Source organism: Phormidesmis sp. 146-33 (genome assembly GCF_052939515.1).
The window spans coordinates 1-3,302 of record NZ_JBJPHU010000238.1 but is presented as its reverse complement, the minus strand read 5'-3'; the positions used below and the strand labels follow the sequence as shown (position 1 = coordinate 3,302).

The 3,302-nt window shown below is 51.1% G+C and carries 5 protein-coding genes; 3 read left to right on the top strand and 2 right to left on the bottom strand.

Annotated features, from left to right (window positions below; all coding sequences use genetic code 11):
* Window positions 1–71: 71 nt before the first annotated feature.
* Both ACJ2PR_RS35465 and ACJ2PR_RS35460 read right to left on the bottom strand, forming a co-directional pair.
* Window positions 72–506, bottom strand: a complete 435-nt coding sequence (locus tag ACJ2PR_RS35465) for a hypothetical protein (protein ID WP_446880578.1) — start codon at window positions 504–506, stop codon at window positions 72–74.
* A 33-nt stretch (window positions 507–539) separates the two neighbouring features.
* Entirely contained in the window at window positions 540–929 is a 390-nt protein-coding gene (locus ACJ2PR_RS35460) for a hypothetical protein (protein ID WP_446880577.1), read from the bottom strand.
* A 112-nt stretch (window positions 930–1,041) separates the two neighbouring features.
* Between ACJ2PR_RS35460 and cysS the strand changes: the two genes are divergently transcribed.
* From cysS to ACJ2PR_RS35445, 3 genes are read left to right on the top strand one after another with little or no spacing between them, the layout of a single operon-like run.
* A complete protein-coding gene (gene cysS, locus ACJ2PR_RS35455) occupies window positions 1,042–2,070 on the top strand; it encodes a cysteine--tRNA ligase (RefSeq protein ID WP_446880576.1) in 1,029 nt (342 codons plus the stop codon).
* 14 nt (window positions 2,071–2,084) lie between these two features.
* Window positions 2,085–2,525, top strand: coding sequence for a DALR domain-containing protein (locus tag ACJ2PR_RS35450; RefSeq protein ID WP_446880575.1), 441 nt, complete (start codon window positions 2,085–2,087; stop codon window positions 2,523–2,525).
* Entirely contained in the window at window positions 2,497–3,273 is a 777-nt protein-coding gene (locus ACJ2PR_RS35445) for a WD40 repeat domain-containing protein (RefSeq protein WP_446880574.1), read from the top strand. Before ACJ2PR_RS35450 ends, ACJ2PR_RS35445 begins: the two co-directional genes overlap by 29 nt.
* The last annotated feature ends 29 nt before the right edge of the window (window positions 3,274–3,302 follow it).

Genomic DNA, 3,302 nt, shown 5'->3' with positions numbered 1-3,302 from the left:
CATATTCCTGTCCTGTTCCCGTTTAGTGAAAGCCGAACTTATGGGTAATAGTCAGCCCTTTCGCCCACCCTTTACTCCCCCAACCAATAGATGCGCCCGAACAGCACCACATAGCTCGGCTTGTTGGACTTGCGCGTGTCTTTGAGGTAAGCGAGACGAATTTGCCGCTTGAGGGAGACATGCCAGACGACTTGCGTGAACAGGTCAACGCCGGGTTGCAGTTGACGCACCCAGGTAAACCCAGTCGAGTCGGCTAAATTGACTTTGCTGGCGTATTTGCGTCTGGCACCGCGCGCCTTCTGCTTTCCCTCAAAGAGAAACCGCAGGTTGGCATCGCGCCGCAAGCGACTAATCACCTCTAGCTTGAGGACCACCACGCCCGTGACAAAGGGCCGATGAGCATAGGCTCCATCGACCGCAAGGTAGCGGATTTGAGCCGGTAGATGCGCTCGAACCCGCTCTAATTGGTCGAGGTAGTAATCCATGCGCGTCAGTTCCGGGAACATCGTCTGCTCAAAGGTCTGCTCGGCTTGGATACTTTACCCCACTTCCGTTTTGACGTTTACCACGGCAATCAACGACACCTCTAACCCCTTTTCCACACGACCGTGGCTCCCGTTGTAAAACCGATCCAACCCGAAGGTTCGCTTGCCACTTTTGGGGATGAACGAGCCATCCATCAGAGCAATCATCGCTTCAGGCTCCTGCATCGTGGCTTCGACTATCCCCACGTTCAACCGCACAAACGCGAACGACTGCTTGAATCTGCGGCGATAGGTCTTTTCGCTCAACGAACTGTACCGGCTCAGGTTGGTAAAGTTCACTTTCCCACAGACGATTAAGATCGTCGCAAACAGGGTGGTTAACCCCTTGATTTGAGGTCTGCTCAATCCGCCCATTTTTTCCAGTAAACTTTGTACAATTTGCATACGGCTATCGATTTGGTGCTTGTTTTTCTGATTAGCACCCTACGGGATCGATAGCTTCCTTGTCTATCTGCTTACCTTAATTACCCTAAAACTGTCCGAACCATTGTTAATCATGACTTTATTCATTTACAACACGTTGACTCGCCGCAAGGAGCCGTTTACAACGATCGAACCGGGTAAAGTCACAATGTATTGCTGCGGCGTGACAGTGTATGACGATTGCCATTTAGGTCATGCCCGCTCTTACATGGGTTGGGATGTGGTGCGGCGATATTTGCAGTGGCGCGGTTATCAAGTGCGCTATGTGCAAAACTTTACTGATATTGACGATAAGATTTTGAATCGGGCAAAGACAGAAGGCAGTTCGATGCAAGCCATTGCCGATCGCTACATTGCTGCCTACTTTGAAGATATTCGCCGCTTGAATATTCTCGATGCCGATGAGTATCCCCGTGTGACGGAGCATATTCCAGCGATTCATCAATTGATCCACGCGCTTGAAGAAAAAGGTTATGCTTACGCGGTAGATGGTGATGTGTATTACAACGTGCGGCAGTTTGCAGACTATGGCAAACTTTCTGGACGGCAGTTAGAGCAGATGCAAGCTGGGGCGGGTGGACGAGTTGACCCCAACGATCCAGAGTTCAAGAAGCAATATCCGTTTGACTTTGCGCTATGGAAAGCAGCGAAGCCGGGTGAGCCTGCCTGGAATTCTCCCTGGGGACAAGGGCGACCGGGCTGGCACATTGAATGCTCGGCAATGATTCGGGCACGGTTAGGAGAAGCGATCGACATTCACGGGGGCGGGGGCGATCTGGTGTTTCCGCACCATGAAAATGAAATCGCTCAATCGGAGGTGTTGACGGGTCAGCCGTTGGCAAACTATTGGCTGCACAATGGCATGGTGACGGTAAATGGTGAAAAGATGTCCAAATCTCTGGGTAACTTCACCACGATTCGAGCGTTGCTGGATGGCAAGTGGGCAGACTATCCGAAACCCATTGATCCGATTGTGATTCGGCTATTCGTACTACAAGCCCACTACCGAAAACCGTTAGATTTCACGAAAGATGCCATGATTGCCGCTGAAAATGGTTGGCAAACGCTCAAAGAGGCGCTGACGTTGATTGGCAGCAACTGAATTTATCCCCTCAGATGCCGATTCCCAGTGAATTGGATGCTGCATTAATCAGTCGTTTCCAGACTGCAATGGATGATGACTTTAATACGGCGGCTGGATTGGCAGTGCTGTTTGAATTAGCCAAGTCACTCAAGCGTGAGTTTAATCTACGCTGCTATCAAGGATCGCCAGAGCAGACGGATATACAATTACAACAGCGCGCTGCTACGCAGATACCGCAAGGGTCGCAGACCCTAATTCACCTGGCACAGATTTTAGGCTTAGAGGTTCAGTCAGAATCCATCCCTGAGCCAGAAATCGATATGGGTTGGATTGAATCACTGTTGCAACAACGACAGCAGGCACGTCAGGAAAAACGCTATGCCGAGAGCGATCGCATCCGCACTGAACTGCAAACGGCTGGCATTACCGTAACCGATCAGCCGGATGGACAAACCCGCTGGCATCGATCTTAAAGAGGCAACGAGCATGACCTTACAGTCCATCCTGGAGTTAAGCGCTAAAGAAACGTTGTCAGACTATGTGACGGCAATCGCTTGGTCACCGATTGGCAATGCCGTAGCGGTTGCTTCTGGATTGGGAGAAGTGCGCTTGCTGAAAAATTCTGTGAGCCTATCTTTGGGTCAGCCAACGGGTTCATCCATCGATGCTTTAGCGTTTTCCTGGGATGGTAAGTGGCTGGCGACAGGTGGGCAAGCGGGCATGATTACGCTGTGGCAGATGGATGAGGATGTGCCCAAAATTGCGGACACGCTTGAATGTAACTCCTGGGTCGATCGCCTGGTTTGGCATCCAACCTGCAATCATTTGGCGTTTAATCGCGGAAAAATGGTGCAGATCTGGGACGCGGATCAGGATGAACCTGTAACCAGTCTGCCGGGAATTGCGAGTCCACAAGATATTCGCTGGTCGCCCGACGGCAAGCATTTGGCGATCGCGATCAAAAGCAATATTCACATCTGGAATGCTCACAATTGGGATGAGCGGCTATATCAGTGGGAGTTGACCTCGCCTGCGAGCGCGATCGCCTGGTCACCGGATGGGAACTATCTCGCCAGCGCGATTCATGACCATAGTATTGGGGTGCTGGACTGGTCAAAGGCGCAGCACCTCCAGCGCGAACCAACGGATGAGAATGACCTGCCGACTTTGATGCGGGGATTTCCTGGAAAAATTCGGGGTCTACCGGAAGCTATATGCTAATGTGTTGTAAAATACTTTTTGTCACTTAT